The sequence below is a fragment of the Acidithrix ferrooxidans genome, assembly GCF_000949295.1.
GTDB lineage: Bacteria > Actinomycetota > Acidimicrobiia > Acidimicrobiales > Acidimicrobiaceae > Acidithrix > Acidithrix ferrooxidans.
Genome location: NZ_JXYS01000127.1, coordinates 1 through 3,447, shown reverse-complemented (window position 1 = coordinate 3,447; position 3,447 = coordinate 1). Strand labels below are relative to the sequence as shown.

Sequence of the window (3,447 nt, the reverse complement as noted above, 5' to 3'; positions counted from 1 at the left end):
AAGCCATATCTCTTTATCCAAGTGGTTCTCCGCTATCTATCTATTGTCCAACGACAAGCGTGGTCTTTCGGCTACTACCATTGCTAAATTCGTTCAAGTATCTTATTCGACTGGCTGGTTGATGCTAAATAAGCTACGAAAAGCAATGACTGACCGAAATGGTTTATATAAACTTGGAGAAAACGCCTGAGTAGATGAGTTCTTTTTAGGTGGTGAGAGCCATGGCGAAGGCAGAAGAGGAAAGGGAACAAAACAAACCAATGTCCTAATTGGAGTGTCGATTAGCAATGGTGCTCCTACTCATTGCTTCATGGAAGTAATCAAAGATACCACTGCTAAATCACCCAAAGATGTTTTTGTGAGACGTTTAGATTCTAATACCAAGCTGATAAGTGATGGTAACCCAAGTTACGGGGTATGTGCTGAAAGACCTTGGACTAGCGCACTGGTTCACTCTATCCAAAGACGAACAAGCACATGTAACATTCAAATGGCTCAACATCCTGATAGGGAACTGCAAGAAATTTATCGACGGAACATACCACGGACGTGAGGAACATAAGCAACTTTACCTCGAGGAATTCGCATACCGATTCAACCGAAGGCACTTTGAAATGTCCTTGGTAGAGCGACTTCTCAATACATGTGTGTTTGCGTCTCCACATCCGCTACTCCGCGAATCTGATTCCAAAATGGCTCTTGCTTACGAAACTTGATAAGTATGTTTTGTTTTATCCTTGGTAGCCCCGACCACTAGCTTGATCGATAGGCGTCTTTAGGCTACGGCAGTTGATTGGCTCGCTCTGAAAGGGTAATTTAGACTTTTGAATTATCATTTTGAACGATAAGGGCAAGGGCTGCTCTTGAGTAGTTGAGTAGCCGTATCTCCAAGGCACTAATTCTGCCCCGAGTGGGCAGAATTGATGGTAAAACGATGGCGGTCGATCTCGAGCCTGCATAAAATCGCGTTTGATTGGTCTGATCTTTGGGGGAAGCCCAGAGTTCTGACAAGCTGATCCAACCGGGGTTTCAAATCTTTCCGGGATCTCTCCCTGGCAGTAAATTGGTAAGATGTCGAAGTGGGTATTTATCTAGACAATGCTTCGACGACTCCTATGTCGGCGGCGGCACTTAATGAGTACCAGATGCTCGCTAGTGATTTTTATGGAAATCCCCAAGGGAACCATACTGTTTCGCGCTTGGCACTCAGGAAATTGGACGAGTACCGCCAACGTGCGTCCCAAGTTTTGGGCTGTGCCGTCTCTGAGGTTTACTTTACCTCCGGTGCTACTGAATCTAATAATTTAGCGCTTCTGGGTTCGCATCGAAAGTTGGGCGACTTGGCGTGCTCATCCATTGAGCACAAGGCGGTGCTTTCTCCTGTGGAGTACGGCGGTGGAGAAAAGGTGCCCGTCAGTGGCGATGGTATGATTGATCAAGATCTTTTTCGAGATTACCTAAAAGAAAAGAGAGGTAATCTTGCGGCGGTCTCAATAATGGCCGTTAACAATGAGATCGGTGTCATTAATCCAATACCGATATTTGCGGGGATGGTCCACAAACATAGCGGTGGAGCGATATTTCATTGCGATGGTGTTCAGGCCAGTCAGATTTTGAGTCTAGCCCCGATCGTGGCATCGGTGGATTGTCTTAGTTTGAGTGGTCACAAGTTCAATGGCCCAAAAGGCACTGGAATTTTGGTGGTTAAGGAGGGGACGGCCCTGAGACCGATTGTTCGAGGTGGCTCTCAAGAACGCGATATACGTCCTGGAACTCATGATTTGCCTTCGATAGGAGCCATGGTTGTCGCTTTAGAAGAAGCACAATCTCAAAGGTCAACAACCCATGAATACTTGATTAAGATTCGTGATCTCTTTGAGGAGAGGTTGACGGCTTTGCTCCCAAACGTGAGCGTCAATGCTTTGAATGGCGATCGTTCGCCTGCAATTTCTAATCTATTGTTTCCTGGTACCACAAATGAAGAGATGCTGTATCTTCTAGATGGTGCCGGTGTGTACGCGTCAGGTGGAGCGGCGTGCGCTTCGGGTGCACTTGACCCAAGTCATGTAATCATGGCCCTTGGAGTTGACAAACTTCTTGCCAAGAGCGCACTTCGGTTCTCATTTTCAACCTCGAACACGGCCGAGGAGATTATCGAAGCTAGCGAGATTGTGGCTAAGGTCTATTTGCAACTTACTGGGGGTCAGCTTTAGTGATCATCTCTCAAAGTTTTTGGCGCCTTTGCAATCTTCGAGGTTTTCTAGACTATTCGAACTATGAGATCGCTAAAGCTAAAAAGGATCTTGCCTCTAAAGTGATTTTAAATGAGTTTTTTTGGATTGGCGCTTTTGAGATTGGATGATAAATGAACCCAAATAGCCCAATCTATATTGTCTTACTTGGTCTGCATTTTGGAAGTGTCACTTTTGGGTTTGGCGGGGTAGGGCTCTCTGGCCTCTACGCATCGCGACTGAGCACTGGTGACCCCGAAAGTATAAAGTACTTTAGTTCGCGGCGGATTGGACCAAAAGTACTTGTTGTTGTAGCGCTTTTATTTGGACTCGTTCTTATTGCGCTCTCTAGGCATCCCCTACTGTTCGTAGATGCTCCATGGCTTCGAATTGCGTTTATCGCATATCTGATAGCTGCCACTATTTCTGGCGCCTTAATCTGGCCAATTGAGGCGACGGTTAGGCGTTTGATAACTACCGGCAACTTCGAGATGACTGCTGAAGTTCGGGTTGCAATGAAGAAGATTTTAAGGTTGAGCTTGATCGTTGACCTTGCATTTTCTTTGGCGCTCATTTTGATGGTAACGCAGCCAGGTCATGGTTAGTTTGGACCAATCCCGCCGCTTCCTGGTTTATCGCTAGATAAATCTATTGGTGGTATTTCGGTTTTTTTCTGGGTAAATCGCAACTTGGTGGCTATCGTAATGAAAGAGACTAATTTGTGAAACTGTGGTCTCTAAAAAAGGGCTAATTCTAAAGTTTTGAAGCCGATCTAGATGCAGAGGCTTTTGAGGGGGTTTGCTTGAAGTATCAACGAGCGAAAGATCATATTTGCCGGGGTCGAACCATAATGGGCTTGATTTCTTTTTGCTTAATGTTGTCTTTAGGGCTACCTCTCCTGACGGGTTCTAACTTCGTTGAAGTATCTAGGAATGTTTCCTTGTCTCTTTCTTCTCGAGCATCTTTGATCAATTCGTCACTTTCTAATAAGCCAATAGTTGGAATGGCATCTACTCCAGATGGAAAAGGCTATTGGTTGGTCGCAAGCGACGGTGGAATCTTCACCTATGGAGACGCAGGCTTTTACGGTTCAGCCGGAGCCCTACCACTAAATAAGCCAATAGTTGGAATGGCATCTACTCCAGATGGAAAAGGCTATTGGTTGGTCGCAAGCGACGGTGGAATCTTCACCTATGGAGATGCTGGCTTTTACGGT

Annotated in this window: 3 protein-coding genes and 3 pseudogenes; all 6 read left to right on the top strand. The window is 45.7% G+C overall.

All coding sequences use genetic code 11. The features are described 5' to 3' along the window. Positions 1-190 (top strand): annotated as a pseudogene (locus AXFE_RS21705) (IS1595-like element ISAxf1 family transposase); the annotation flags it as partial. A 60-nt stretch (positions 191-250) separates the two neighbouring features. Continuing rightward, a pseudogene (locus tag AXFE_RS21700) lies at positions 251-553 on the top strand (hypothetical protein); the annotation flags it as partial. Further along, complete coding sequence (locus AXFE_RS21695) at positions 501-716, top strand: hypothetical protein (RefSeq protein WP_407071671.1); 216 nt, start codon at positions 501-503, stop codon at positions 714-716. The pseudogene AXFE_RS21700 and the gene AXFE_RS21695, both read left to right, overlap by 53 nt. Positions 717-1,079: 363 nt before the next feature. Continuing rightward, complete coding sequence (locus AXFE_RS16595; RefSeq protein WP_052607040.1) at positions 1,080-2,213, top strand: cysteine desulfurase family protein; 1,134 nt, start codon at positions 1,080-1,082, stop codon at positions 2,211-2,213. Between the two features lie 152 nt (positions 2,214-2,365). Then, positions 2,366-2,836, top strand: a complete 471-nt coding sequence (locus AXFE_RS16590) for a hypothetical protein (RefSeq protein ID WP_052607039.1) — start codon at positions 2,366-2,368, stop codon at positions 2,834-2,836. Positions 2,837-3,171: 335 nt separating this feature from the next. Then, positions 3,172-3,447: pseudogene (locus tag AXFE_RS16585) on the top strand (hypothetical protein); the annotation flags it as partial.

Excerpts from the sequence above, each read along its gene's own strand:
- AXFE_RS16590 (WP_052607039.1), top strand. The coding sequence starts at position 2,366 with ATGAACCCAAATAGCCCAATCTATATTGTCTTACTTGGTCTGCATTTT.